General features: G+C 32.7%; 29 protein-coding genes and 1 riboswitch. Of the genes, 8 read left to right on the top strand and 21 right to left on the bottom strand.

What is annotated here, in order from left to right; genetic code table 11:
* Positions 1-29: 29 nt before the first annotated feature.
* Entirely contained in the window at positions 30-356 is a 327-nt protein-coding gene (locus tag ACX6U0_RS15525) for a hypothetical protein (RefSeq protein WP_464960793.1), read from the bottom strand.
* A gap of 202 nt (positions 357-558) precedes the next feature.
* Here ACX6U0_RS15525 and lepB point away from each other — a divergent pair, with 202 nt between their 5' ends.
* The 3 genes from lepB to ACX6U0_RS15510 all read left to right on the top strand — a co-directional run bounded on the left by lepB (position 559) and on the right by ACX6U0_RS15510 (position 2,609).
* Complete coding sequence (gene lepB / locus ACX6U0_RS15520) at positions 559-1,191, top strand: signal peptidase I (protein WP_464960792.1); 633 nt, start codon at positions 559-561, stop codon at positions 1,189-1,191.
* A 143-nt stretch (positions 1,192-1,334) separates the two neighbouring features.
* Positions 1,335-1,760 carry an SRPBCC family protein gene (locus ACX6U0_RS15515; protein WP_464960791.1) on the top strand — a complete coding sequence of 142 codons (426 nt, stop codon included), beginning with the start codon at positions 1,335-1,337 and terminating at the stop codon, positions 1,758-1,760.
* Between the two features lie 663 nt (positions 1,761-2,423).
* Positions 2,424-2,609, top strand: coding sequence for a hypothetical protein (locus ACX6U0_RS15510; RefSeq protein ID WP_087999286.1), 186 nt, complete (start codon positions 2,424-2,426; stop codon positions 2,607-2,609).
* Between the two features lie 108 nt (positions 2,610-2,717).
* Here the strand turns inward: ACX6U0_RS15510 and ACX6U0_RS15505 are convergent, their stop codons facing one another.
* The 6 genes from ACX6U0_RS15505 to ACX6U0_RS15480 form a co-directional block, all read right to left on the bottom strand.
* Positions 2,718-3,839: a low temperature requirement protein A gene (locus tag ACX6U0_RS15505; RefSeq protein ID WP_464960790.1), complete on the bottom strand. Its 1,122-nt coding sequence runs from the start codon at positions 3,837-3,839 to the stop codon at positions 2,718-2,720.
* A gap of 342 nt (positions 3,840-4,181) precedes the next feature.
* Positions 4,182-4,613, bottom strand: a complete 432-nt coding sequence (locus tag ACX6U0_RS15500; protein WP_464960789.1) for a VOC family protein — start codon at positions 4,611-4,613, stop codon at positions 4,182-4,184.
* A 264-nt stretch (positions 4,614-4,877) separates the two neighbouring features.
* Positions 4,878-6,260, bottom strand: coding sequence for an L-cystine transporter (locus tag ACX6U0_RS15495; protein ID WP_464960788.1), 1,383 nt, complete (start codon positions 6,258-6,260; stop codon positions 4,878-4,880).
* A gap of 313 nt (positions 6,261-6,573) precedes the next feature.
* Positions 6,574-7,350, bottom strand: coding sequence for a GNAT family N-acetyltransferase (locus ACX6U0_RS15490; RefSeq protein WP_464960787.1), 777 nt, complete (start codon positions 7,348-7,350; stop codon positions 6,574-6,576).
* Positions 7,351-7,480: 130 nt separating this feature from the next.
* Positions 7,481-7,630, bottom strand: a complete 150-nt coding sequence (locus tag ACX6U0_RS15485; RefSeq protein WP_464960786.1) for a hypothetical protein — start codon at positions 7,628-7,630, stop codon at positions 7,481-7,483.
* 226 nt (positions 7,631-7,856) lie between these two features.
* Positions 7,857-8,114, bottom strand: coding sequence for a YqkE family protein (locus ACX6U0_RS15480; RefSeq protein ID WP_464960785.1), 258 nt, complete (start codon positions 8,112-8,114; stop codon positions 7,857-7,859).
* A gap of 149 nt (positions 8,115-8,263) precedes the next feature.
* Between ACX6U0_RS15480 and ACX6U0_RS15475 the strand changes: the two genes are divergently transcribed.
* Together ACX6U0_RS15475 and ACX6U0_RS15470 are read left to right on the top strand one after the other, a co-directional pair.
* Positions 8,264-8,509: a zinc ribbon domain-containing protein gene (locus ACX6U0_RS15475; protein WP_464960784.1), complete on the top strand. Its 246-nt coding sequence runs from the start codon at positions 8,264-8,266 to the stop codon at positions 8,507-8,509.
* Positions 8,510-8,530: 21 nt separating this feature from the next.
* Positions 8,531-9,469: an alpha/beta hydrolase gene (locus ACX6U0_RS15470; protein ID WP_464960783.1), complete on the top strand. Its 939-nt coding sequence runs from the start codon at positions 8,531-8,533 to the stop codon at positions 9,467-9,469.
* A gap of 184 nt (positions 9,470-9,653) precedes the next feature.
* Here ACX6U0_RS15470 and ACX6U0_RS15465 read toward each other — a convergent pair whose 3' ends face one another.
* From ACX6U0_RS15465 to ACX6U0_RS15440, 6 genes are all read right to left on the bottom strand, one after another.
* Positions 9,654-10,844, bottom strand: coding sequence for a M20 family metallopeptidase (locus ACX6U0_RS15465; protein WP_464960782.1), 1,191 nt, complete (start codon positions 10,842-10,844; stop codon positions 9,654-9,656).
* Between the two features lie 60 nt (positions 10,845-10,904).
* The gene (locus ACX6U0_RS15460) at positions 10,905-11,753 is read right to left on the bottom strand and encodes a MetQ/NlpA family ABC transporter substrate-binding protein (protein WP_464960781.1); all 849 of its coding nucleotides are present in this window, start codon (positions 11,751-11,753) and stop codon (positions 10,905-10,907) included.
* Positions 11,750-12,418: a methionine ABC transporter permease gene (locus tag ACX6U0_RS15455; RefSeq protein WP_464960780.1), complete on the bottom strand. Its 669-nt coding sequence runs from the start codon at positions 12,416-12,418 to the stop codon at positions 11,750-11,752. The genes ACX6U0_RS15460 and ACX6U0_RS15455 overlap by 4 nt, the downstream gene beginning before the upstream one ends.
* Entirely contained in the window at positions 12,408-13,424 is a 1,017-nt protein-coding gene (locus ACX6U0_RS15450) for a methionine ABC transporter ATP-binding protein (RefSeq protein WP_464960779.1), read from the bottom strand. Before ACX6U0_RS15450 ends, ACX6U0_RS15455 begins: the two co-directional genes overlap by 11 nt.
* Before the next feature lie 174 nt (positions 13,425-13,598).
* Positions 13,599-13,716, bottom strand: a riboswitch (SAM riboswitch).
* Positions 13,717-13,960: 244 nt separating this feature from the next.
* Complete coding sequence (locus ACX6U0_RS15445) at positions 13,961-15,124, bottom strand: iron-containing alcohol dehydrogenase (RefSeq protein WP_464960778.1); 1,164 nt, start codon at positions 15,122-15,124, stop codon at positions 13,961-13,963.
* Between the two features lie 69 nt (positions 15,125-15,193).
* Positions 15,194-15,769, bottom strand: a complete 576-nt coding sequence (locus ACX6U0_RS15440) for a GNAT family N-acetyltransferase (protein WP_464960777.1) — start codon at positions 15,767-15,769, stop codon at positions 15,194-15,196.
* 159 nt (positions 15,770-15,928) lie between these two features.
* Between ACX6U0_RS15440 and ACX6U0_RS15435 the strand changes: the two genes are divergently transcribed.
* The 3 genes from ACX6U0_RS15435 to ACX6U0_RS15425 all read left to right on the top strand — a co-directional run bounded on the left by ACX6U0_RS15435 (position 15,929) and on the right by ACX6U0_RS15425 (position 17,947).
* Positions 15,929-16,129, top strand: a complete 201-nt coding sequence (locus tag ACX6U0_RS15435) for a CDGSH iron-sulfur domain-containing protein (protein WP_464960776.1) — start codon at positions 15,929-15,931, stop codon at positions 16,127-16,129.
* Between the two features lie 174 nt (positions 16,130-16,303).
* Positions 16,304-17,323, top strand: coding sequence for a processed acidic surface protein (locus tag ACX6U0_RS15430; RefSeq protein ID WP_464960775.1), 1,020 nt, complete (start codon positions 16,304-16,306; stop codon positions 17,321-17,323).
* Between the two features lie 3 nt (positions 17,324-17,326).
* Entirely contained in the window at positions 17,327-17,947 is a 621-nt protein-coding gene (locus ACX6U0_RS15425) for a class D sortase (protein WP_464960774.1), read from the top strand.
* Between the two features lie 45 nt (positions 17,948-17,992).
* Here the strand turns inward: ACX6U0_RS15425 and ACX6U0_RS15420 are convergent, their stop codons facing one another.
* The 8 genes from ACX6U0_RS15420 to ACX6U0_RS15385 all read right to left on the bottom strand — a co-directional run bounded on the left by ACX6U0_RS15420 (position 17,993) and on the right by ACX6U0_RS15385 (position 23,630).
* The gene (locus ACX6U0_RS15420; protein WP_464960773.1) at positions 17,993-18,934 is read right to left on the bottom strand and encodes an aminoglycoside phosphotransferase family protein; all 942 of its coding nucleotides are present in this window, start codon (positions 18,932-18,934) and stop codon (positions 17,993-17,995) included.
* Positions 18,935-19,069: 135 nt separating this feature from the next.
* On the bottom strand, positions 19,070-19,885 hold the full coding sequence (locus tag ACX6U0_RS15415) for a lipid II flippase Amj family protein (protein ID WP_464960772.1): 816 nt from the start codon (positions 19,883-19,885) through the stop codon (positions 19,070-19,072).
* Positions 19,886-19,923: 38 nt separating this feature from the next.
* Complete coding sequence (locus ACX6U0_RS15410; protein ID WP_464960771.1) at positions 19,924-20,217, bottom strand: hypothetical protein; 294 nt, start codon at positions 20,215-20,217, stop codon at positions 19,924-19,926.
* A gap of 22 nt (positions 20,218-20,239) precedes the next feature.
* A complete protein-coding gene (locus ACX6U0_RS15405) occupies positions 20,240-20,737 on the bottom strand; it encodes an N-acetyltransferase family protein (protein ID WP_464960770.1) in 498 nt (165 codons plus the stop codon).
* 284 nt (positions 20,738-21,021) lie between these two features.
* Positions 21,022-21,516 carry a DinB family protein gene (locus tag ACX6U0_RS15400; RefSeq protein ID WP_464960769.1) on the bottom strand — a complete coding sequence of 165 codons (495 nt, stop codon included), beginning with the start codon at positions 21,514-21,516 and terminating at the stop codon, positions 21,022-21,024.
* A gap of 141 nt (positions 21,517-21,657) precedes the next feature.
* Positions 21,658-22,113, bottom strand: coding sequence for a BclA C-terminal domain-containing protein (locus ACX6U0_RS15395; protein ID WP_464960768.1), 456 nt, complete (start codon positions 22,111-22,113; stop codon positions 21,658-21,660).
* A 243-nt stretch (positions 22,114-22,356) separates the two neighbouring features.
* Positions 22,357-22,539 carry a hypothetical protein gene (locus ACX6U0_RS15390; RefSeq protein WP_464960767.1) on the bottom strand — a complete coding sequence of 61 codons (183 nt, stop codon included), beginning with the start codon at positions 22,537-22,539 and terminating at the stop codon, positions 22,357-22,359.
* 257 nt (positions 22,540-22,796) lie between these two features.
* Positions 22,797-23,630, bottom strand: coding sequence for a Cof-type HAD-IIB family hydrolase (locus tag ACX6U0_RS15385; protein WP_464960766.1), 834 nt, complete (start codon positions 23,628-23,630; stop codon positions 22,797-22,799).
* Positions 23,631-23,763: the final 133 nt, after the last annotated feature.

Genomic DNA, 23,763 nt, shown 5'->3' with positions numbered 1-23,763 from the left:
TATTTTAATTTTGCTTACAATCCTAAAAATTAAAATTCCTTCCAGTAGTAAATGACTGTCGCAAGTAAGGATAGTATTGTAAATACTAATGAAACAAGAAAAGCGAAGGACTTTTGAGTTACCGCGAAAGTACCCTCTGCTCCGGTAACTTTCATACCCGTCTGTGATTGAGTGATCACATTAACACTATTTGAAACAAAACCTCCTCTACTCGTGAAAAAACGAATAACAATCGTTACTATTAATCCAACAAAAAAAGCATAGTCAACCATTTTAGCGTTCATTAAATCTGAAACAATCCAAGTTAGACCAAATAAAACTCCTAATGTGATGATTGCAAAAATAAGCTTCTTCAATTTCATCTCCCTTTCGATTGGCAAATACATATGACGAAACGAATATCGTTTATGGAAAAAATATCCATAATATAAGTACTTCTATTTACGTTTGATTATTTCCTTCTTAGTCCTTCCTCTTTTGATCACTGATAGAATCAAAAATAGATAAAAGGTAATGATTACCACCAAATAGAATATTGATATAAATGGAGGGGATTTTATGAAACACTTAGTTTTGGCTATCGGAGTGTGCCTCGTTCTTGTCGCTTGTCAACAGAAGGAGAAAACGATTGTAATGGAAACAATTACAGACACGACAACTCTTGAAAATGTCCCAGTAGTTGATTCAGTTGGTTATTCAGAAATAGAATACTTATACGATGGAATGTATCGAGGGCATCATGAGTATGCAGGTACTTTAGTAGTCGATAAAGATTATTACACCAAAAACAAATTTCAACGTGGTGAAGTTGTATTCTTCAAAACACCAAAAACTGGCCACAAAAATGTTGCTCGAGTCGTTGGACTACCTGGAGAAAAACTTGAAATCATAGATGGTCAGTTATATATTAACGATAAAAAATTAAAAGCTTTCTATGCAAAAGCTATGAATAATGGAATTTCAGACTTTCATACTTATCAAAAAATGATGAAAGCAAATGGGAACGAGATCCAAGGTGAAAAATATTGGAAAGAATATTTTCATAGAAATCTAAAGTCATTGGTCATTCCTAAAAATGAAGTGTTTATACTTGCTGATAATGGTTGGAGAATACAGGACAGCTTTGAACTCGGACCAATATCTCTAGAAGATATTGAAGGAAAAGTTTTGGGTATGGCTGAAGATTATTAATGGAGAATTCTTTTTTAAGTACAGCAACTTAAGGAAACAATAAATGAAGTAGCATAACTTATGGAAATCATTTACAATATAGTCAAGCAGCTTTTGTTGATGAACTCAAAAAAATATTCTAATTTTGAAGGGCGGTAAATGAAATGCAAACATTTGAAAATGTAACAATTCAAGCAACTGTTCAAGCACCTGTTGAAAAAGTATGGCACTATTGGAACGAGCCAACTCATATTAAAAAATGGAATACTGCTTCGGATGACTGGCATACTCCACTTTCAGAGAATGATTTAAGAGTAGGTGGGAAATTCACTTCAAGAATGGAAGCAAAGGATGGAAGTTTTGGTTTCGATTTTGGCGGAATTTATGATGAAGTAAATACAAATGAGTATATTGCTTATACACTAGGTGATGGTAGAAAAGTAACAATCACTTTTAAGGATTTAGGAGACGCTACTGAAATCGTTGAAACGTTTGATGCTGAAACTCAAAATCCAGTTGAGTTTCAACAACAAGGCTGGCAGGCAATTTTAAATAATTTCAAAAAATATGCAGAGGAAACATCTAAATAATAAAGGCTAGAAGTAATTCTAAAAATAGCTTTTTATTAGATAATTACTAAAATATATTAGTGGCATTGACTATGGTTCAAAGACCATGGAAATGCCACTTTTTATTTGATTACACCGATCTTGCCTCCAAATCCTCTAGTATGGAATATTAAATTTTTCTTTCAACTCTCATTTTGTTAGTTATTCTTATTCAACAAATTCAGCACATTCTCATTAGGAGTCCAGCAATCAAATTTATAGGTCGTTTTTGTTTCAAAGCCTAAACGGCTACAATAATATTTCATACTTCTTGATTCTTTCACTGCTTTAAAATGTTTACAAGTAGCACAGCAATGAAAATCTTTCATTAATACAGGCACCCTACTCTTTTTCTATTCCAAATTAGATAGTACATTTGCATTCTCCTATCAATTTATCTTTTAAACATCCCACATCAAAAATCATTAAATAAGACTTTAGAATCAGCCCTCTTCTATCCTCATTTTACCTTTTATATTTGTTAGTTTATCGATGTTTTATCACTAAAATTCAAGCAACAAACCTCTGAATTAGTATACTAATTGAATAAGAGCATGATAAACGCACATTTTTGATAATAGCCTGTCTTTGCTATAACATTACTATCATTTGTACATAAAATATATTGATAGGGGGGATAACCAAATGGATCGCGCTATTCTTTTAATGTTAGCTAGTATTTTAGCAGGTTTTGCTTTATTAAGAATTCCTTTAGAAGGTACTTTCTTAGCAAGTTTAGAACCAGTAACTACTATAATTGGTATTTTAGCTGTTGTAATTTTCTCTCTTGTTCTAATCTATAAAGGGTTTATGTCATTACTGGGTAAATAATTTTTTTAATGCCCAAAGAATCAACATATATATGGACTTATATTTTACTAATACCACCTGTATCTATGGAATCTAAGATACAGGTTATTTTTTATTTGTTACTATATTCTAACGATTTCTAAGCTTTTCGAAAATCGCACTTACATTTGTATAAAAATGAACAATTAGAAAAAATAGTAATAACTCAGTCATCACGCCAATTGGAGGTACGACTACTTTTAAATTCATAATAAATAAGATTGCCAGAATCCCTACTAATAAAGCAATATGTTTTATATTCATTTCCACTCTATTATTCTTACATTTATGGAATACAAAAGAAGTTGATACATAGTAAATACAAACAGAACCAAATACGAAATAAATCATATATGAATAACTCACTTCATTTACATACATTAATTTAATAGATGCTGCGATCATGCTAAGAGACATTAATATAAATAAATGCCCATAAATAATTGTCTGTCCTGCCCTTTTAGCATGTTTGTTCACCTTGCGTTCGATATTATGAAAATAATGCAACCAAATCAAAATGATAAAAATAAACGATATAATTGAAAAGAATATTGCATGCCAACTACCACTTAAAGGTTGAAGTATCGTAATGGTGCTTATGACGGATTCTCCAAATAATATTAAAGTAAATAAAGCAAAGCGTTCAAGCAAATGCGCCGAATTTATTGGTGATTTTACTAAATACTTACGTCCTAAAATTGGCACAATAATATCAACTATTATCCCCGCATACAATACTGCATACCTCATCCATGAGTCAAAAAACAAGGATAAAAATGAAATGAAAATTCCAATCCAAAAACGTGTTCCTAAGTACTTAGCTACCTGTTTTCTATGACCATTCTCAAGCTTCAATACACGGAGATATTGTATCGCTGTGATTGCTCTAATTCCAATATAGCCAATTAAAAACGAAAAATAGTATTGATCAAAATCTACCGATAAGCTCGATACCAAAATGAGTACAAAAAACATTTGAAGAACCATAAAAACCTGCTGATTAATATGATCTTTTCCAAAACGATTTGTAAACATGGTTTGACCAGTCCAAGACCACCATATTGGGATGAACATTAAGACAAATTTAAACAAATATTCTGGATGTACTGATCCATTCTCTACGTGGAGTAGTACATGTGTTGAAGTCGTTACAGCTGAAACAAATAGTAAATCATAAAATAGTTCTAACCATGTTACTTTTTTCTCTTCCACGTTTTTCATTCCTTTCTAGAAACATACATTATTGCTATTTAAGTATGCGTTAGTAAAAGCAAACAATCTTTTTAAAGAGCATTCTTAAGACAAGGCATCAAGTATATACCTAATACCAGTACAATAAGTATCGACCTTAAGAATACTCTTTTTAGCATTTTCCTTTTCACTTTCAATATTACTCTAAGAATATCATTCTTTTATTCAACTGATATGAATTATATAATTCTTGTTTTTTACTTTTATTCCTTTTATAAACAAAAAACGAGTCACCTTAAGCGACTCGTCTGTTTTAAAAATAAATAACCGAAAAAGAATCATTCAGAAACTTACTGCTGTATTTTAAGATTTCCTTAACACTAGCTGCCAAGTAACATTAAAACAATCAGTAACCCAAGTTACCTTACTAAAATCATACATTTCTACTGGCCCCATGAGCACTTGCCCATCACCCTTCAATCCGCTAAAAATTAAATCGAACTCCTCTTCATCTCTGCATTCTATGTAAAATGAAACAGCCCAAGTAAATTTAGGACAAGATTCTTTTTCCATATCCAAAACCATAAAAGTCTGACCTAAAATTTCAATGATACCATTCAGGATTTTCCCCTCTTCACCTCGGTCTTCTTTTGTAATCCTTCGAAGTGAAACGATTTTTGAATTCGGAAAAGTACGAACATAATAATTCATTGCTTCCTCCGCATTGCCGCTAAACGTAAGAAATGGAGTAATCCTTTGTTTTGAAATAGACGGTATAACTTGTTCAGCTGTCATTTGAAGCCCTCCAAACAATTTGTAATTACCTCTCATTATAGAACTTAAATTTTCTTATGTAAAAGAGCATAGAGTTTTTTCTTTTTTAAGCTACTTGATTAACAGAAAAAGGAATTATCAAATATCCAGCAACATGTGGGATTTCTAATTGATATATTACTTTTAGAACACAATGAGTCGTGTATTCAAAAAGTTGTTTAAGATAAAAAAATTGGATAGCCAATGATGGCTATCCAAAAAAAGTGAATAAAGTATTCGTTAATTTTATGCTTCTACTACATTCGGCTGTTGGTATACTTCGTTTTCGAATTCGCCTGTCGCCTTACTTGTTAGAATTCCAGATGTCATTGCTCCACTAACGTTTAATGCAGTACGGCCCATGTCAATTAGAGGTTCAACTGAGATTAAAAGCCCTACGATTGCAATTGGTAGATTCATAACAGATAGTACGATTAGAGCAGCAAAAGTTGCTCCACCGCCGACACCTGCCACACCAAATGAACTAATCGCCACTATTAAAATTAGAGAGATGATAAATGATATACTTGTAGGATCAATATCAGCTGCTGGAGCCACCATTACAGCTAACATCGCTGGATAAACCCCTGCACATCCATTTTGCCCTATTGAAAGACCAAAAGAACCAGCAAAGTTTGCAATTCCTTCAGAAACACCAAAGTCTTTTGTTTGTGTCTTTATTGTCATCGGTAAAGTACCAGCACTTGTACGTGACGTAAAGGCAAACGTTAAAGTTGGTAATCCTTTTTTCACATAATGTAAAGGACTTAGTTTTGCAAATGATAATAACAGTAAATGTACAATAAATACTATAATTAAAGCCACATATGAAGCCACTACAAACTTACCTAATTTAACAATTGCATCATAATCACTAGTTGCTGCAACTTTTGTAATGATTGCTAGAATACCATATGGAGTTAAACGAAGAATTAATGTTACAACTCTCATGGTAATCGCATATATGGTATCAATAATTTTAGCGAAGAATTCAGCGTGCTCTGGATCTTTTCGTTTTACGCCTAGGTAAGCAATACCGACAAAGGCTGCAAATATTACAACTGCAATTGTAGATGTAGCTCGTGCACCTGTTAAATCTAAAAATGGATTACTTGGAAATAATTCAAGAATTTGTTTTGGAATTGTCATATTTTCTACAGCCACAACACGATCCTGCAATTCTACATTTCTAGCATTTTCAGCATCACCTGCAGTTAACTCAATTCCATCAAGTCCAAATCCTAATGCTGTACCAATTCCAACTGCTGCCGAAATAGCAGTCGTACCAAGTAATAATCCGATTACAAGGAAACTAATTTTCCCTATATTTTTAGTTAATTTTAATTTTGTAAATGCTCCAACAATCGAAATGAAAACCAGTGGCATAACAATCATTTGTAATAGTTTTACATAACCACTACCAACAATGCTAAACCAATCAATTGTTCCGACTGTAACCTCATGTTCAGTTCCATAGATTAGATGAATAATATAACCAAAAATAAGACCTAAACCTAATCCTATGAATACGCGTTTTGAAAAAGATACATTCTTTTTTTGCAATAAATATAAACCAAACATAAGTAATAATAATACCGCGACATTCACACTAATATAAAATGTGTTCATTCTTTCCCCTCTTTTCTTTTATTAGTCTATTTTACGAAATTTTAATCCAAGTATTCATATAAATCAAGTAGGAATTTATTTTTTTTATTATTCTTACTTTTATGATGTTTAGAAAGGAGATATGCTTCTAAACATCTTTCTAAGATAAATCTTTTAGACTACACAAAAATAGCGTTACTCCAATGCTCTTAAACAAAAAGTTTTAGGCAAAAAAAGGACCTTCAATTGAAGATCCTCCTACCAATCTTATTTTATTGTAGTATGATTCAGTTTTCTATTTTATATTGTTTACGTATTAAAGAATTTAAAACTACTAGATAACCTTGAAGTTTAATAATCTTGTTTTAGAAACCATTCCAGCACTTTCTAATGTTTGTTTCGAATGGACATTATAATACCAGCAGCCACAGATTGGATTCAAATGATTGTCATAACACCATTCTTTCAAATGATGAATCATCGTTCTACCAATCCCTTTTTTTCTATACTGTTCATTTGTAAACATGCCAATACTTGCATATCTATCTAGTAATTTACTTCTCTCTACTATTCCAATCCCAATTAGTAAGTTTCCTTCCACTAATGTGAATATTTGTTTGTTTTCAATACGATGCTCTAATTCATCAATGAAGTCCTGACATACTTCCTTTATTTTCTTTGCATCGCTCTTGACAGCGACTCTGAAATCTCCGTTCTTATATAATTTCTCTTTCGGAATTTCCACTTTATTATCTTGAAAAAAGTAAGCTTGTTTTTCGATTTTATAATCATGATCTAATACCATGCTTAAAAATAGCTCGTCGCATGTTGGAACCATTATGGATTGAATTGAATGATTCTCAAGAACATGATTAAAGATTTTTTGCGAAACATGATAATAAGGCAACCCTAAATAAAATTGTGTAAGGCACTGATTTTTATGAAAAGCATAATAACCTATGACTTCAGAACTGTTACAAATTGAATAAAAAGTAGATTGAATAATATGGTCCTCTAAAAAAGAATCAATAGGAGAACTAAGTTTATTTACATATTCCGAGATTAAATGTTCAACATCACTTTGACTGCATTCTTTAAAATTAAATTTCATAGCTGACCTCCTATTTATGTTTGTTAAACTTCTAAATTTTTTTAATATAAGATTTTATTAGGACAGGAATCTAAATATATTGATGTATGTCCAATTTTTATAACTTTAATTACAATAGTCCTTTTAACATTTAAAAGCTTTTGAATAGCAAATTAAATACAAAAAACAACATCAATATGATGATAAAAAAAACACCATTTTTATCTGGTTTTTCTTTCTTTTGGCGCATTGTTTTTCTATATTTTGATTGAATTTCTCTTTGTTTATCGCCTATTTTCACGTTTAGTTCTCCTATCTTTAACTTTTAAAAAGAGTCCATTTCTATACATCTGATATGTAAGCTATTAACACTACTATTCTTGATAAAATCTTTCTATCCTTCTTAATCAATTTTCATGTGTTTTTTTACAAAAAATTCAAAGGAAAAAATAAAAACCTCTAATGCAATGCATTAAAGGTCATTTATTTTGATTAGCGAAGACTCTTATTTTCACCAATACAGTTTCTTATTTAAAATCTTTCCAAGATATATTACTCTCATTTAACAACTCTTCGAATGATTTATTCTTTTCTTTTAATCTTTTTTCTTCACGAATTCTAGCTTCTTCTTCTTCTTTTTGTTTTACTTCTTGATCTTGTAATTGTTTTTTTGTGGCTTTTAGTTTTTGAAGTAATTCTTCATTCATTAATGAGCCTAATGTGTTTTTTTCTTTTTGCTCATAAGAGGGCTGCTGCGATTGTTGTGTTTTTCTTTTTTTCGCCATTTTGTTCCACCTACCGTAATCATCAATCATTTTTATTAATTTTATCATGAAATTGGGATTTGTGAAATTCACTTGATTTATGATAAAATTAATTTCCAAAAAATTCTAATTTTTCGTGTTCAAAAAATTTTTGGTAGAGGGGTTTTTGTATGTCTAATGCAGGACAAATGATTAAAGATAAATTTGTATGTTCAAAATGTCAACATACAAATGCTAAAATAAAAGAAGTATCAATGTCCGGGGCTGGTCTAAGTAAGTTGTTTGATATTGACTATAATCATTATTTATTTGTCTCTTGTTTAAATTGTGGTTTTGTAGAGGTTTATAATCCTTCTATTTTAGAAGGAAAAACGCGCGGTGAGCTTTCAACTATATTAGATATTTTATTTGGTTAAAGAAAGAGTGATGTTTTAAGTATGTTGTTTTTTATCGTTTTCCTTTTCATTTTTTTAGTTTACTTTATCGTTGTTGGTTTCTATTTTACAAAGCAAGTTTTGTTTATGAAAACAAATTCTTTAGACTTTATCTATCAGCGTGAATCAGAAAATTTACGATTCGATGAAGGCTGGTATCGTTCAATTGATAAGCAATCCTTTACTGTCCAATCCCGTTATGGATATCAGCTAAAAGGATTTTTATACGATATGTACGACACAAACAATTGGGTTATTATTACGCATGGTGTAACTGTGAATAAAAATAATTCAATAAAATATGTTGAGCTTTTTTTAAAGCTTGGTTTTAATGTATTAACCTATGATCATAGACGTCATGGCGAATCAGGTGGTAACACAACTAGTTATGGTTTTTACGAAAAATATGATTTACAAACCATCATTCATTATTTGAAAGATTTGAAAGGTCATATTGTATTTGGTATTCACGGAGAATCAATGGGAGCAGCTACATTACTCCAGTATGCAGGTTTTGTTGAAGATTCAGCTGACTTTTATATTTCTGATTGTTCATTTTCTACATTTGAGGAACAGCTAGTGTATCGTTTAAAAGTTGAATATAACATTCCTAAATGGTTGATTCTGCCTGTGGCTAGTATTTGGTTAAAACTACGTGAAGGTTTTTGGATAAAAGATATTTCCCCTTTAGATGCTATGTTACATATAAAAAAACCAATTCTTTTTATCCATAGTAAACCAGATTCATATATTCCCTATTCACATTCAATGCAATTATACGATGCAAAAACTCAAGGTAAAAAAGAATTATTCCTTGCAGAAAATGGTGCCCATGCTATGAGTTTAAATGAAAACAAAGAAGAATACTACGCTGTTGTTTCATCCTTTTTAGACGGTATTGTGAAACAAGGAACTGTGAAACAGAAGTCTTTATTTAGATGATAAATTGTACTAACAAATCTACCATAAAAAAATAAGCCATAATTGTGGCTCATAATCTCTAAAAGGCTGTAAGACAGGCTTTTTAGGGATATAAATACGAATGAGTAGTTATACAGAGATACACTAGAATATAAACGGTCAGAAAAATGGTTATTCTGTCCATCGTTCTGACCGTCTAATCTAACTATTTTTCTGTCTGCTGAAATTCAGTTTGAACCTTTTCCAAAAGATTTTTATCAGTAATTAATCGATAGCCCGTTAGAGCCAATGTCTTTGCACCAGTAATTAGAGCCTGATCGCCTTGTAGCGATCCAGCAGCTTCACGGAATTCATTTGTATGAGCAATTAAGTCATCAGATCCAATTTTAATATACGCATGAGAAGTCGGAACAACATGGCTGACATTTCCGGCATCAGTAGATCCAAGCCCACCGCTTTTACTGTCTACATCTTCACCTAATAACGTTAATTCTTCACCTACGATTTCATCCAGTGCACGATTTACAATAAAATCATGGACTTCATTTTGGAATCTGTCAATTTTAACAGTACTACCAGTTGCAAGTGCTGCTCCTTTTGCAATATTACGAATCTTAGTAGATACTTCCTCCGTATGCTTCCATGTGCTTGCGCGGATAAAAAATCTTGCAGAAGCATATTCTGGAATAATATTTGGCGCATCGCCTCCGTGAGTGATAATTCCGTGTATGCGCACATCACTAGAAAGTTGCTGACGAAGGGCATTAATTCCATTAAATAACTGGATTACTGCGTCTAGTGCATTAATTCCATGTTCTGGTGAACCCGCAGCATGAGCTGCTCTACCGTAAAAATGGAAGTCCAAAGGATCCACTGCCAAAGTTGGACCAGATAAACCTGTTTTACCACTTGGGTGAAGCATAAGAGCTGCATCCACTCCTTCTAATAAGCCATTTTTTACAAAACTACCCTTTGCACTTCCATTTGGTCCACCTTCTTCTGCAGGTGTTCCAAAAACGACAACCTCTCCTCCGGTCTCAGAAATGACTTCAGCTAGGGCAATCCCTGCAGCCACACTTGTAGTCCCAATAATGTTATGTCCACATGCATGACCTAGACCAGGCAGTGCATCGTATTCTGCTAAAAAGGCAATAGTTGGGCCTTGCTTAGACGATGTTTTTCTTGCCACAAAGCCTGTTTCATGACCTGCAATATTACGTGTTACGTCAAAACCAGCTTCTGCTAAGATTTTAGTAAGTGTTTCAGATGCAAAAAACTCTTGATTACCAATTTCAGGTTTCTCATGAATTTGGTGGCTAGCTTCAATATAAATTCCCTTCGATTCTTCAATACTTTTTACAATTTGGTCTCTATGTGTTTTTGTTTGGACTGTCATTTAACAAATCTCCCTTCTACTCTTTCATATCAGTTTGCCAACTCTAAAATCATAAGGTACTTATAGATCTTTAATTTTTTCAATTGAAGTGACAACTGGAACTGTCGCACCTTTGTCACGCTTAATAATGTAATCATGTACTTCTTTTGATTGATACGCCTTCACAATCTTTAAAAAATCCTTATCATTTTTATCTTTTGTGCGGGATGCAATAATATTGATATATGGCATAGCTGCTTTATCATTAGGATCTTCTTTGTACAGCGGATCATTAGCAGGATCTAAGCCCGCTTGAACAGCGAATCCATTATTAATAATGGCTGCTGCCACATCATCCAATGATCTAGCTGTTTGACCTGCAGCAACAGGTTTGATTTTTAGATTCTTAGGATTCTCTTTAATTTGTTCAATACTTCCTTTAGGGTCGAAATTATCTACTAAACTAATTAACTTTGAAGATTGTAGTAGTTTAAGTGCGCGACCAGCATTCGTTACATCATTTGGTATTGTAATCGTTGCACCATCTGGGATATCACTTAGCTTTTTAAATTTATGTGAATAAATCCCCATTGGCGCGATAACCGTAGAACCAATTGCAGCAATTTTTAAATTATGATCTGCTTTAAATTGGTTCATATATGTAATCGTTTGAAAAGAATTTAAATCAAGGCTACCGTCATTAAGTGCTGTGTTAGGCTGAACATAATCTGAAAAAGAAACGATTTTTAATTTTATACCATCATTTTTTACTTGGTTTTCTATTATTCTCCAAAGCTCAAAATCATCACCATTAATTCCAATTTTAATCGTTCTCGTCTTTCCATTACCTGCTGTCTCTTTAGAACTACATGCTGTTAATACCGAAACCGCTAATAATACTACTGCAAAAATACTTAAAAACTTTTTCATCCTCTTTTCCTCCTTACATATCTTGACCATGAATTTCCCAAACTTTGAATGATTTGAACAATAACTACTAGTAATACAACCGTAATGACAATGACTAAGGTTTCAAAGCGTTGATAACCATATGTAATCGCTAAATCCCCTAAACCTCCAGCTCCAACAGCACCTGCTGCTGCAGTTGATCCAATCAATCCTATCGTTGCTGTTGTAAATGAAAGAATCAACGATGGGATGGCCTCAGGCAAAATAAACTTCACGATAATTTGAAACTTTGTCGCTCCCATTGCATAGGCTGTTTCCAGTACTCCCTTATCCACTTCTAGCATGGAGTTTTCAATCAATCTCGCTAAATATGGACCTACAAAGATTGATAGGGGGACAATCGCTGCAGCTACGCCAATGGATGTTCCTGTTACTAATCTAGTAAACGGAATAATGGCAACTAGTAGAATAATAAACGGAACAGATCGCACAATATTAATAATGGTATTTAATATCGTAAATACGGGTTTGTTTTCCATTATATGTCCCGGTCTCGTTACAACCAGGATAATCCCTAAAGGCAACCCAATGATTGTGCCAAAAATAAATGACCCCAATACAGTTAAAAATGTTTCTTGGCATGCCTGCAGAAACTGCGGCCAGAAGAATTCCCAATTAAGCTCCATTTAACTCAACCTCCCTTACATCTATTCCTTTTTCTAAAATAAATTTAATTGCTTTTGCACTTTCCTCTTCTGTACCATCTAGTGCAACAAGCAAATTCCCATAAGGTCTTTCTTGTAGCTCTGTAATCGATCCATAAAGAATGTTCAAATGAATATCGAATTTTTTCAGAACCTCAGATAATAGTGGATCGGCTGCTTTTTCACCTAGGAATACTAATTGATAATATTTCCCCTTAGCGAGTGATTTCGATAAATTGGTCGGCACCTCACTTTGTAATACAGTGTTAACGAAGTTCTTTGTAATATTTTTTTGTGGATTCGTAAAAACATCGTAAACATTACCTTCTTCAACAATTTCTCCATTATCAATGACGGCTACTTTATCACATAAATCGCGAATTACACTCATTTCATGAGTAATAAGGAAAATGGTAAGATTATAGGATTTATTTACTTTCCTTAAAAGCTCCAATACATTCTTTGTTGTTTCAGGGTCTAATGCAGATGTTGCTTCATCGCAGAGTAGAAGATCTGGATCTGTCACAAGTGCCCTTGCGATTCCCACTCTTTGCTTTTGTCCTCCCGATAAATGCCCAGGATATACATCTTGTTTCCCTGTCAGTCCGACAAAATCAATTAATTCCATGACCTTTTCCTGAACATCACTTTTCTTCTTTCCTTCAAGGTAAAGCGGCATTGCTATATTATCGAACACCGTTTTAGATGAAAGTAGATTAAAGTGTTGAAATATGACGCCAATTTTTCTACGAGTCTTACGTAATTCCTCCTCATTTAATGCCATCAGGTTTATCCCATCAATCAGAACTGATCCTTCTGTTGGTTCTTCAAGTCTATTTAAACAGCGAATCAAAGTACTTTTTCCTGCTCCTGAAAAGCCAATGATTCCAAAAATCTCCCCTTTCTCAATTTTCATATTAATGTTATTTAGTGCTTTAATTGGTGGCCTTCCAGGATAAACCTTGAAGACATTTTTAATTTCAATCAAATTATTTCCTCCAATGCAAATATTATCAACAAAATAACATAGTATTCCTGTATGTAAACTAGGATTTATATCCGTAATTACCCCATTTTACTCTCACTCACAACATCAAAAAGCCCCCCTTCTTATCCAAAACACAGATAAGAAGAGGGGCTATTAATATATAAGCCGCTCTACTTCTTATCTTTCAAATCGCTTGAACGACTTGCAGGAATTAGCACGGTATTTGTTACGAAACAACAAACCCGTTGCTGAGGTATCATAGGGCCAGTCCCTCCACCTCTCTGGATAAGTAATAGAATTTATTAAATTTTAAAAAATTATTGTTTTAATATTATCTCGCTTTTTATAATACGTCAAGAAATATTTTTGATTTTTTTATGAGAAGTAGTTTTTGAATTCATATTCTTATTCAATCACGCCTCTATGAATAATGGTTGAAGGATTGCAAAGAAGTAACGCACGAAAAGCCTTACCTATATAAAATAGATAAGACTTTTTTGGTAAGCTAATCAAGTAAATACTCTATCCTTCTTCAATTAAAGTGCTGCTTGTAAGATTTTTAAAGCATCCTCTTGATCTAATTTTTTAAAGTATCCAAATGGTCCGTACTTTACTGTTTTAGCTGACATTTCGTGAAGCTGATCTTCTGTAATGCCATATTCACTCAGTTTGCTAGGTGCTCCGATAGAATTCCAGAATGAACGTAATGCTTTGATTCCTTCTAATGCCCATTCTTCTTTTGATTTTGTTCCTTGTTCAATGCCGAACACTCTTTCTGCAAATTGACCAAAACGATCAACATTTTCATTCATTACATACTCCATCCAATGTGGGAATATTATTGCTAACCCACCACCGTGTGGAATATCTGTTACAGCAGAAACAGCGTGCTCGATATTATGAGTAGCCCAGTCTCCTTGTACGCCCATACTTAGAATACCATTTAAAGCCATCGTTCCACTGTAAAGGAGCGTTTCGCGTGCTTCATAATTATCTAAATTCTCGACTGCAATTGGAGCTGTTTCAATGACAGTTTTTAATATCCCTTCACAGAAACGATCTTGAATTTTTGTGTTTGTTCCATGGTGGAAATATGACTCAAGCACATGAGACATAATATCAACTGACCCGTAAACTGTTTGATTACGTGGAACTGTAAATGTATTTTGTGGATCTAAGATTGAAAATGTTGGATAGCTAAATTTACTTCCCCATCCTAATTTTTCATTTGTTTCCCAGTTTGTAATTACTGATCCTGCATTCATTTCAGAACCAGTTGCCGCTAATGTTAAAACTGTTCCGAATTTTAAAGCGTCTGTCGGAACTGCTTTACGAGTAATAACATCCCAAATCTCACCATCAAATTTTGCACCTACAGCAATTGCTTTCGTACAGTCAATAACTGATCCACCACCAACTGCTAAGATGAAATCGATATGCTCATCTTTACAAATTTGAATCCCTTTATGTACCGTAGATAGCCTTGGATTTGGCTCAACTCCACTTAATTCGTGAATTGTTTTATCCGCTTCTTTTAAAATACCTACTATTTGGTCATATAGACCATTTCTTTTAACGCTACCGCCACCATATACTAGTAAAACATTTTTTCCAAAGCTTTGAGCTTTGTCCTTTAGTTTTTGTACACTGTCTTTACCAAAAATTAATTCTGTTGGGTTTGCAAATGTAAAAAAGTTCATACGTTTCCCTCCTATTCTTTTCATCTTAATTTTAACTGAATTAATAGAAAGGATGCATCTGAAACGACTTTAGTTTCGAATATTTCTTTCAATAACTGGAAAAACTAAATAATCGTATGGTTTTCCCATGATTTGTTGAACCTTTTCATATTCAAAACCTACTTTTTCATACAAACGACGCGCAGCTGGTTTATCTTGATCAACATTTAAGGAAACTCTTTCTACACCAATTGTTTTCGCATGCGCCAATAAACCTTTTAACAGCTCTGTACCAATTCCTAATCCTTGATATGCAGGATTTACAGACACTGTATCAATGTAATAATCGCCTTCTTCTGCTTCTTTATCTACTTTGGCATCCATTTTTGTATTTCGGCTGATGATTTCTAGCATTTCTTGGTCAAGCTTTGCTAATTCCGAAACATGGTAAGCAATAATGACACCAACTACTTGTTCTTCATGTACTTTCACAAGACAATTATGATAACTTAAGCGATTGTTCTCAGATTGTACATAATATGTTAATAATGTTTCTGCTTCTTCATAGGTTTTTGTTCCTGTTAGCATAAAAGCAATCTCTTCAATAGCTTGTACGATTAATGGAACTATTTGCTTTGTATCTTTTTTTTGTGCTAAACGAATCATGATTTCACCTTTTATTCTTTATTATTACTTTAATATAACATATTTTCTTGTAACCTTTGTAATGTTCATCACGAACATTGTAAAATTCGTATGATTTCCCTCTTTTTTTTAATGCTTATTTAATGTATAATTAATCTAAATGTGTCTAGGAGGAATATTATGTCTGATGTTCAAATTAAAGTACTAGATAATGGTCCTTTACGAGTTACTGGAACGGTTGAGCTAATTGATGCTGAGGGAAATAAATTCCCACAAAAAGCCGCTTTTTCATTATGTCGTTGCGGATTATCAAGTAACTTTCCATATTGTGATGCTTCACATAAAGGACAGTTCGAATCTGTAGTACGAGCTCCGAAATAATGTAAAGTACAAAGTGAACCGATTCGTTCGTTTTTCGTACAAATCGGTTTTACTTTGGTGTAATACTACATTGCTTTTTTGAATTCATAGTTTGAAAGATTCATAATCTACCTAATGGACTCTCACACATTTCATTTTTTATCTAATAGGATAATACTTTTAGGGGGAAGCAACATGAAGAAAATCGTAGCATCAATCGTTTTATCCGCAGCATTAGTTACACCAGGACTAACTGCTCAAGCAGCACCAGATCAAACTGAGTTAAATGCTTATTTAACAAGCATTAACATGACTCAAGACGAATTAGAAGAGTACTTAAATTCATACTACGGTGAGTCTATTGAAGATTATGATTCTGTAGAAGAATTACAAGAAACATTAGGGGATCCTTTGACTGAAGAAAGCTTAGCAGCGCTTTTAGATGAGTACGGTTACACAGAAGAAGAAGTAAAAGATCTTGCAGTCTTTTATGATGATATGGATGAGGATGCAACTTTATTAGATACTTATTACTTCACATCAGATGTTGAGTATTTAATCTTAATGGAAGAAGAAGATTTTGGTTCTCCTTCTATGGAAGACTTTGCTGATATTTTCGAAATGATGGGTATTACTGAAGATGAAATTAATAATTTAACAGATTATTTAGAAAATGTTGTCTCTGAAGATCCTTCAGTTGAAGCTAAATTAGAGGTTTTAGGAGAGAGAATGACGAATTTATCTGATAAGTACGAAGATATTTTCTCAATGGAAACAACTCCTGAAGAACTTCCAGCAGAATTAACAGCTGAAATGACAAATATCGTTAAAGAACTTCAATCTACATTAAAAATTGATATTAAAGTATCAATTGAACAAAATGGTGTAAAATCACCTCTTACTTTTGCTCAAATGCTGATGATGGACGATTCATTAGAAACTGCTGAAAACATTAAGCTTTATGTAGATATTTTTGATAATGCAGGTAATTTATTATTAGATGCAGTTTTATCTGATGAATTATTCTCTGAAATCGACATCCCAGGATTAGTTGATGATGTAAAAACTGTAGTGAACAAACCAACAATCACTAGAACTGAAAATGGCGGAAAACTACCAAAAACTGCTTCTCACACAACTGAGTGGGCGTTAGCTGGTGCATTCATGATGTTATCTGCACTTGCTTTACGTAAAAAAGCAAACGCTAATCGTTAATCGATGAACCGTAAACGCAAAATTCTTTTATTACTCTCTGCCTTCCTTTTTCTAATTGGCTTATTTTTTGCTACGACAAATGCTTTTACAATGATTAAAACATATGTGCTTTATAAGCAGACTAAAGATGAGTTTAAAGAATCTGTGAATAAAGAAACTGAAAAAAAATTAGCACAGAAAAAAAGGAATGAACCACTTTATAAGACTTATCCAAAATTTGGCGATGAAATGGGAACATTATCGATTCCACGGATCAATGCAAAGATTCCAATATTTCATGGTACAAACGAGGACGAGCTTTCTAAAGGGATTGGCCATTATGCTAAATCGGTTCTACCAGGCGAGAGAGATAATAGTGTACTAGCGGGTCACCGTGATACAGTCTTTCGTCAACTTGGTGATGTGAAACTTGGCGATCAACTAATTGTAACAACTTCGGCTGGTACGTTTACGTATGAAGTGCGTAAAATTCGTATCGTTGATAAAGATGACCGCACAGTTATTATTCCAAAACCAAGACCGACTTTAACTGTAAGTACTTGTTACCCATTCCGCTATATCGGTCCTGCACCACAGCGCTATGTACTTGTTGCTGGTTTAGTCAATTCTGAAGTAAATAAATAATCAAAAGACTCACTACTTGTTAGTGAGTCTTTTTTATATGAGTAATTATTTTTTATAATCTTTCAATTCTGCCCAATACGATTCATTGTTTAAATTTCGAACACTCCATTCATAGTGACCATCACTGCAATTTTCTGAAAAGAAATTTGCTGAATAATAACTATAATAAAGTGCATAAAAGTATAAACTTTCCTTCACTTCCTCACCTAAAGTTTTGATGATCATATTTACATAATGATTTAATTTTACTGCTCCTAGTTCATCAAATAGGTCAAATAAAATCCAACTTAAAGCTACATCAAATAAATAATCACCAGACATTGTCATTAAACCAAAATCAATCACACCGTTAATTTTACCATCATCGTTAACTAATAAATTAGATGGATAGAAATCTCCGTGAATTAAGTCATACTCTCCTTCATATTTCTTTGATAATACGTTTATAAAATATTGATATTTACTTTCGTAATTTTCTACATCCTTCATCAAGTATTTTTCTACTTCTTTATTTTTTTGAATCAGAGATTGTTTTAAAAACTCATTCCAATCTGCTGGCTCATTTAGCATTTCATAATCCCTTAATAATTTATGTCCATCTATTCTATGTTCAAGTTTTATTTCTTTTATGCTTAAAATCGTTGATAAGTACTGTTTAAAAAAGTCATTCAACTGATCGTGATCAAAGTTAGACAAAGCTTTTTGAATATTCCTACCTTCAATTCGTTTCTCGATTGTTATGACCACTTCTTTCTCTCTTATAATTTCATATATTTTTGGCAAATTGAAATCAACAGCATCTGCATTCATCGATTCATAAAACGACTTTAATATTTTTTGTTTTTCAAATGCTGATAATTGATACAGCTTAAATACTCGATCTTGATGATATGAATAAACCTCTGCTTCCTGTCCTTTCCCTAAGAAAGCATTTTCATTAATATTATATTTTTTCAAAATGTATGACCGGACATTTTGTTTTATCATCTCTTATTCTCCATTACATATAATTTCTTGTTTACTATTTTCCAATAAAACTATATTCTCTGTCTATTAATTTTAGAATTTTATAGAATAGATAAATAAAAAAAGCGATTCACCTAAATGAATTCGCAAGTTATTTCATGTCATAAATTGTGTAACCCAAGCAATATACTTCGCCCCAGGTATAAATAGAACTTGAGCAAATATTGTTCCAAATAATCTAGAAGATACCATCATGATTGAAATTCCTTTTAATTTTGCATAGCTGCCTCTATTATTTACAACATCATCTGCTAATACTGAAATTTTTGGATCAATTAAAAGTGCTAATAATATCGTTGCTATTCCATTGATCAAACCTGACGCCATCGTTGTACTTGTTGTTCGGTCTGGTGCTAATACAGAAGCATACAAAGCTGATAACACTCCAATCGTATAAATTGCGGTGACAATTAAATTAATCAAAAATAACTTATAAGGTATGTCTTTCAAATCAATTTCCTTTATGTATGATAATCTAGGCATCCGAAAATGCTTAAAGCTCCGTTTAAACATATCAATCGTAAATGATTTTTTTAGGACTGTTAAAATTGATCCCCGCTCATTACTTAATTCGATAATTGCTCTGGAGAATAAAGCGACAAATGTTGGCATCAGTAGAATACCAATAAACGTTCCAACAGTTGAGGCTCCGATTAATACTCTTATTTGATCGTCTATCAATTCTAATTGATGACTGTTTCTTGCACGATCTACTAACCCTCCAGTAAATGGTTGTTGGATCATGTTTGACATTCGAGAAACAATTACCATCGTATTAAATAATGATAAAGCAGACGCGATTAGTTTAACTCTTGCTCCAGAAAGTCTAACTGAATAAGCAAGTGTTTCGATACTATGTATAATTAAGATAAACAAAGATATCATGATCACATTTCCTGTTATCATTTCCATGAACTTCACTTCTTTTCATCAACTCTTGCAGTTGTATTTTAATGTAAGAAAGGTACTAGTATAAGCAAACAACATGATAGAATCACTAATAAACGTGTAGTTATTTTCGAAAGCTTTTCCATTTTCTTACCACTATACCAACCAGAAAATTGCATTTTATTTCGATACAATACAAATAGTAAAAGAAAAATACTTACACTGATGATCCATCCATTTTGATTGCTGATCGTTACATGTAAATTTGTATAAATTATTTGTAAGAATCCACTAAACAGCGCTCCTAATATAGTGAATATAGCAATTATTCTAAGGATCTCTAAAATAGGCCTCATCTTCTGCACCAACCTGTTGTTTTTATCGTATTTTAGCCATATAAAATTCATCTAAAAATTGTTCTTTTACAAAAAAAGATTTTCGTTTTATTCCTTCTACCTCAAAGCCCATTTTTTTATATAAACGTACTCCTGCTTCATTTTGTGTCACAACTGTCAGCTCTAATCTTACGATGTCATGTACAATCGCCCACTCATCTAATTGTTTAAATAATGCAGTTCCAATTCCTTTCCCTTTATACTGATCCAATACACCGATCACTATATATGCAGTATGTTTTTTCCTTTTTGTTGTACCACCTATTGTTATTAAATACCCGATTAGTTTGCCTTTTTCTTCTGCTAAAAAAATCGTTGCATTCTTCTGTTTTTCAATCATTTCTAGCTGCTTACGTTGTTTATCCACTGTAGTCTTTCTTTCACCGGCTTCAAATAACATATAATCTGCTTTACTTTCAACTTCTACTACTAAATTCAAAAACTTTTCTGCATCATTTGGTCTTGCTTCCCTGATTTGCATGTTCCACACTTCCAATGCTTATGTATATGGAACATTATACCACTATTTTTAAATTATTTTTTTTCGTGTTTTCTGAGGCTGTTTAAGTTTTAATAGAAAGATAGTTTTTTACTCGTCTTTTCTCTTCTATTACATACTCGTTAATAACAAAAAAACACCATGATTGGTGTTTTGACAAAGTACAAAAATTAGATTTCAGACTGCCTGAAAACACTTGTCTATCGAGACCTGCAGCCCTATTGGGGAGCATATTTACCTAAGACGGTAATGTTTATTCTTTTCTCTTAATCTTCTACAATACGCCATGATTTTTGTGCTTTACGAATAAAGATGATTTGTCCAATGTGGTATGTATTATGCGTACAAAGATTGGAAATTGCTTGCCACCAAATTGCATCTTCTGGAAATGTTGGGATATGTTCTTGGAGTTTTGATTCAGTTGTCTCCTCTATTACTTGCTGCCAACTTGCCAATCCTTCATCTAACTTTTTTACAAGCGTTTTCCAACTTTCCTCTGTAACATGATCAATCTCAAAAAATGTATCTGCATTTCGCTCAACAATTTCTGTTGGTATCTCTCCTTTAAATCGCTTTAACCATCTTTCATTATAAAAATGTAAGTGATTAACTATTTCAAGGATTGAATGCATTGCTTCTGATTGTTTCCAAACTATCTCCTCTTTATTTAACCCTTCTAACGCTATACTTAAAGGTTTAATCCAGCTTTCCTCGTTTCTACAGATAGCTAACTGATCTAATAGCAATTCTTTTTTACTCATTCATATCTCCTTTTCCAATCATATTTCCTACAACTATATCTATTTCGTTATATTTTTTTATTACCCTCTTATTATCTTATCTTTTACACAATAAAAAAATGCATTACCTTATAATGTTCAGTAATGCATTTTTGTACTATATTAATGAACCTTAAAAATTGTAAGCGTAGCTCCTGCCCCTGTTGTGAGAGTCGCTGAACCTACAATTCCAAACAATTGAAGCGAAATCGTATCCCCAGGTTCTAATGGCAATATAATTTGATTATTATACTGTGTTCGACTGATGACAGGCGTGATTGTCGTAGCATCTACAGGTCGACGATTGACTAGTAATCTAGTAGATAGTGTAGTTTCTGTAGTAGTATTAACTGAATAAATAATAAAATAATTTCCTGGGTGTTCGATCGTTAACCTATCATTTGTCTCATTGATCGTGATTCCCTCTCCAATATTTTGGAAAGATGAGAATGTAACGTCTGTCCCTTCATTCAATACCGCAATTACTCCACCGCTATTCGTAATATGTGCAAAATTTCTTCCACCTAGACCTGGTAGTGGTGTTGGTCTATGTGGTTTTGGATGTCTTCCAAAATCCATACTATCACCTTTTCATTAGATTAGACATTGACCATTTGAAAATAACTTCCTTAGAGCTTGTCTATATTTCCTATAATCTATTAATATGATTTACTTTCACTTTCGTTACGATTTTCTCATGAATTTAGTTGTTTATTTTCATAAAAAAATAAAAATCCTTAAACCTTCGAAAGGGCTAAGGATTGTATAGGATATTATACTAATCGTGAATCGTACTTCATGCTCTTAATATTAGAAATCGGCTTACGTAGACCTTTCCATGATACTAGCAATTCTTTCTAGTGCTTCTGTTTGTTTTTCTAATTCAACATTCCTTTTTTTCGCTAGACGTTCATATTTCTTATAAAAAAAGTAGACAATAGCTACTGGTATTCCAATATAAAAAATAAGAAAGTATATTGGGAAAAAGCCAATAATTGATTGCATTGATTCCACTCTCCTTTAAATTGGTTTATCACTTCTTATGAATTTTTCAATATCTAATGATTACTTTCTATAACTAGGGAGATTTCCCTTTACTAGTTTTTTAACCAATTGATTTCCTTCCTATTAAAATTCACGATCCCGATGGTAAACAAAATAGAAATCTTTATAAACAAGTATTAGGCCTTCCCCAAAATAGAAAAGTCTTTTTAAATCAAAAAAAACCTTATCCGTTAAAGGATAAGGCTTTTACATTTTATTTAGTTCTGTTTTTGTTTTTGACTTAAAAAATGATAAATCGCATGTGCTACTCCTGCTTCATCATTTGTTTTGGTCACAAACGCACATTGGCGCTGAAGCTCCTCTTTTGCATTCCCCATAGCCACTGAAAAACCTACGCGATTAAACATAGATACATCATTAAAGCTATCTCCAATTGCCATACTCTCTTTTAAATCTACACCTAAAATTGGTGCAAGCTTTAGCAGTGCAGCTCCTTTGCTTACATTTGCTGCATTAATCTCAACATTATTTGAATGCGAAGAAGTGATTAACAAATTCTCTTCTTGCATAAGTCTTAGACGAATCCTATTAATGACTTCTGGATCATTCGAAAGAAATAAAATCTTATATACGTCAAGATTTTTAAAATCCTCTACTGATGTATAATTACGAACCTTTCTTAAAGTAGCCGTTACTTTGTGAACTTTTCCAGTTTCCTTATCCGTAAAAAATTCTTCATATAAAGTATCGCGACATTTAGTAAAAGAACCTTCACTTGTACTGATTATAAATGTCTTATTTTCCTCTTCACAAATTGCCAATGTCTTTGCAAATACTTCTTTATCCATTGAATCATTATGCAAAATATTGGCTTCATTGTCATAAATTTGAGATCCATTTAAACAAACAATCGGACAAGTTAAACCTGCTTCATCTAAAGTTTCTTTTGCACTTTCGTACATTCTACCTGTAGAAATGACAACATGGATTCCTTCCTTTTGTGCAGCTCGAATGCTTTCTACGTTTTCCTTTGGTATTCCATTCTGACCATTTACAAGCGTGCCATCCATATCAATTGCAATCAATGCCATGTCGTTCGCTCCTTTTCTACTATTCTATTACTATCTTAAGCCTAAGTATTCACTAATTGCTAGTAAAAACATATTTATTCGTCCATTCATTCTTATTATAACGCATAAAAAAACCTCCTGCATTGGCAAGGAG

It is taken from the genome of Gottfriedia sp. ABJ_BB2_2 (assembly GCF_055484705.1).
Note: the sequence above shows the minus strand (reverse complement) of the source record. Positions and strands in the feature narration are given on the sequence as shown.

Excerpts from the sequence above, each read along its gene's own strand:
- lepB (WP_464960792.1), top strand. The coding sequence starts at position 559 with ATGAAACACTTAGTTTTGGCTATCGGAGTGTGCCTCGTTCTTGTCGCT.
- ACX6U0_RS15515 (WP_464960791.1), top strand. The coding sequence starts at position 1,335 with ATGCAAACATTTGAAAATGTAACAATTCAAGCAACTGTTCAAGCACCT.
- ACX6U0_RS15510 (WP_087999286.1), top strand. The coding sequence starts at position 2,424 with ATGGATCGCGCTATTCTTTTAATGTTAGCTAGTATTTTAGCAGGTTTT.
- ACX6U0_RS15500 (WP_464960789.1), bottom strand. The coding sequence starts at position 4,613 with ATGACAGCTGAACAAGTTATACCGTCTATTTCAAAACAAAGGATTACT.
- ACX6U0_RS15495 (WP_464960788.1), bottom strand. The coding sequence starts at position 6,260 with ATGAACACATTTTATATTAGTGTGAATGTCGCGGTATTATTATTACTT.
- ACX6U0_RS15490 (WP_464960787.1), bottom strand. The coding sequence starts at position 7,350 with ATGAAATTTAATTTTAAAGAATGCAGTCAAAGTGATGTTGAACATTTA.
- ACX6U0_RS15480 (WP_464960785.1), bottom strand. The coding sequence starts at position 8,114 with ATGGCGAAAAAAAGAAAAACACAACAATCGCAGCAGCCCTCTTATGAG.
- ACX6U0_RS15475 (WP_464960784.1), top strand. The coding sequence starts at position 8,264 with ATGTCTAATGCAGGACAAATGATTAAAGATAAATTTGTATGTTCAAAA.
- ACX6U0_RS15470 (WP_464960783.1), top strand. The coding sequence starts at position 8,531 with ATGTTGTTTTTTATCGTTTTCCTTTTCATTTTTTTAGTTTACTTTATC.
- ACX6U0_RS15465 (WP_464960782.1), bottom strand. The coding sequence starts at position 10,844 with ATGACAGTCCAAACAAAAACACATAGAGACCAAATTGTAAAAAGTATT.
- ACX6U0_RS15460 (WP_464960781.1), bottom strand. The coding sequence starts at position 11,753 with ATGAAAAAGTTTTTAAGTATTTTTGCAGTAGTATTATTAGCGGTTTCG.
- ACX6U0_RS15455 (WP_464960780.1), bottom strand. The coding sequence starts at position 12,418 with ATGGAGCTTAATTGGGAATTCTTCTGGCCGCAGTTTCTGCAGGCATGC.
- ACX6U0_RS15445 (WP_464960778.1), bottom strand. The coding sequence starts at position 15,124 with ATGAACTTTTTTACATTTGCAAACCCAACAGAATTAATTTTTGGTAAA.
- ACX6U0_RS15440 (WP_464960777.1), bottom strand. The coding sequence starts at position 15,769 with ATGATTCGTTTAGCACAAAAAAAAGATACAAAGCAAATAGTTCCATTA.
- ACX6U0_RS15435 (WP_464960776.1), top strand. The coding sequence starts at position 15,929 with ATGTCTGATGTTCAAATTAAAGTACTAGATAATGGTCCTTTACGAGTT.
- ACX6U0_RS15430 (WP_464960775.1), top strand. The coding sequence starts at position 16,304 with ATGAAGAAAATCGTAGCATCAATCGTTTTATCCGCAGCATTAGTTACA.
- ACX6U0_RS15425 (WP_464960774.1), top strand. The coding sequence starts at position 17,327 with ATGAACCGTAAACGCAAAATTCTTTTATTACTCTCTGCCTTCCTTTTT.
- ACX6U0_RS15420 (WP_464960773.1), bottom strand. The coding sequence starts at position 18,934 with ATGATAAAACAAAATGTCCGGTCATACATTTTGAAAAAATATAATATT.
- ACX6U0_RS15415 (WP_464960772.1), bottom strand. The coding sequence starts at position 19,885 with ATGGAAATGATAACAGGAAATGTGATCATGATATCTTTGTTTATCTTA.
- ACX6U0_RS15410 (WP_464960771.1), bottom strand. The coding sequence starts at position 20,217 with ATGAGGCCTATTTTAGAGATCCTTAGAATAATTGCTATATTCACTATA.
- ACX6U0_RS15405 (WP_464960770.1), bottom strand. The coding sequence starts at position 20,737 with ATGCAAATCAGGGAAGCAAGACCAAATGATGCAGAAAAGTTTTTGAAT.
- ACX6U0_RS15400 (WP_464960769.1), bottom strand. The coding sequence starts at position 21,516 with ATGAGTAAAAAAGAATTGCTATTAGATCAGTTAGCTATCTGTAGAAAC.
- ACX6U0_RS15395 (WP_464960768.1), bottom strand. The coding sequence starts at position 22,113 with ATGGATTTTGGAAGACATCCAAAACCACATAGACCAACACCACTACCA.
- ACX6U0_RS15390 (WP_464960767.1), bottom strand. The coding sequence starts at position 22,539 with ATGCAATCAATTATTGGCTTTTTCCCAATATACTTTCTTATTTTTTAT.
- ACX6U0_RS15385 (WP_464960766.1), bottom strand. The coding sequence starts at position 23,630 with ATGGCATTGATTGCAATTGATATGGATGGCACGCTTGTAAATGGTCAG.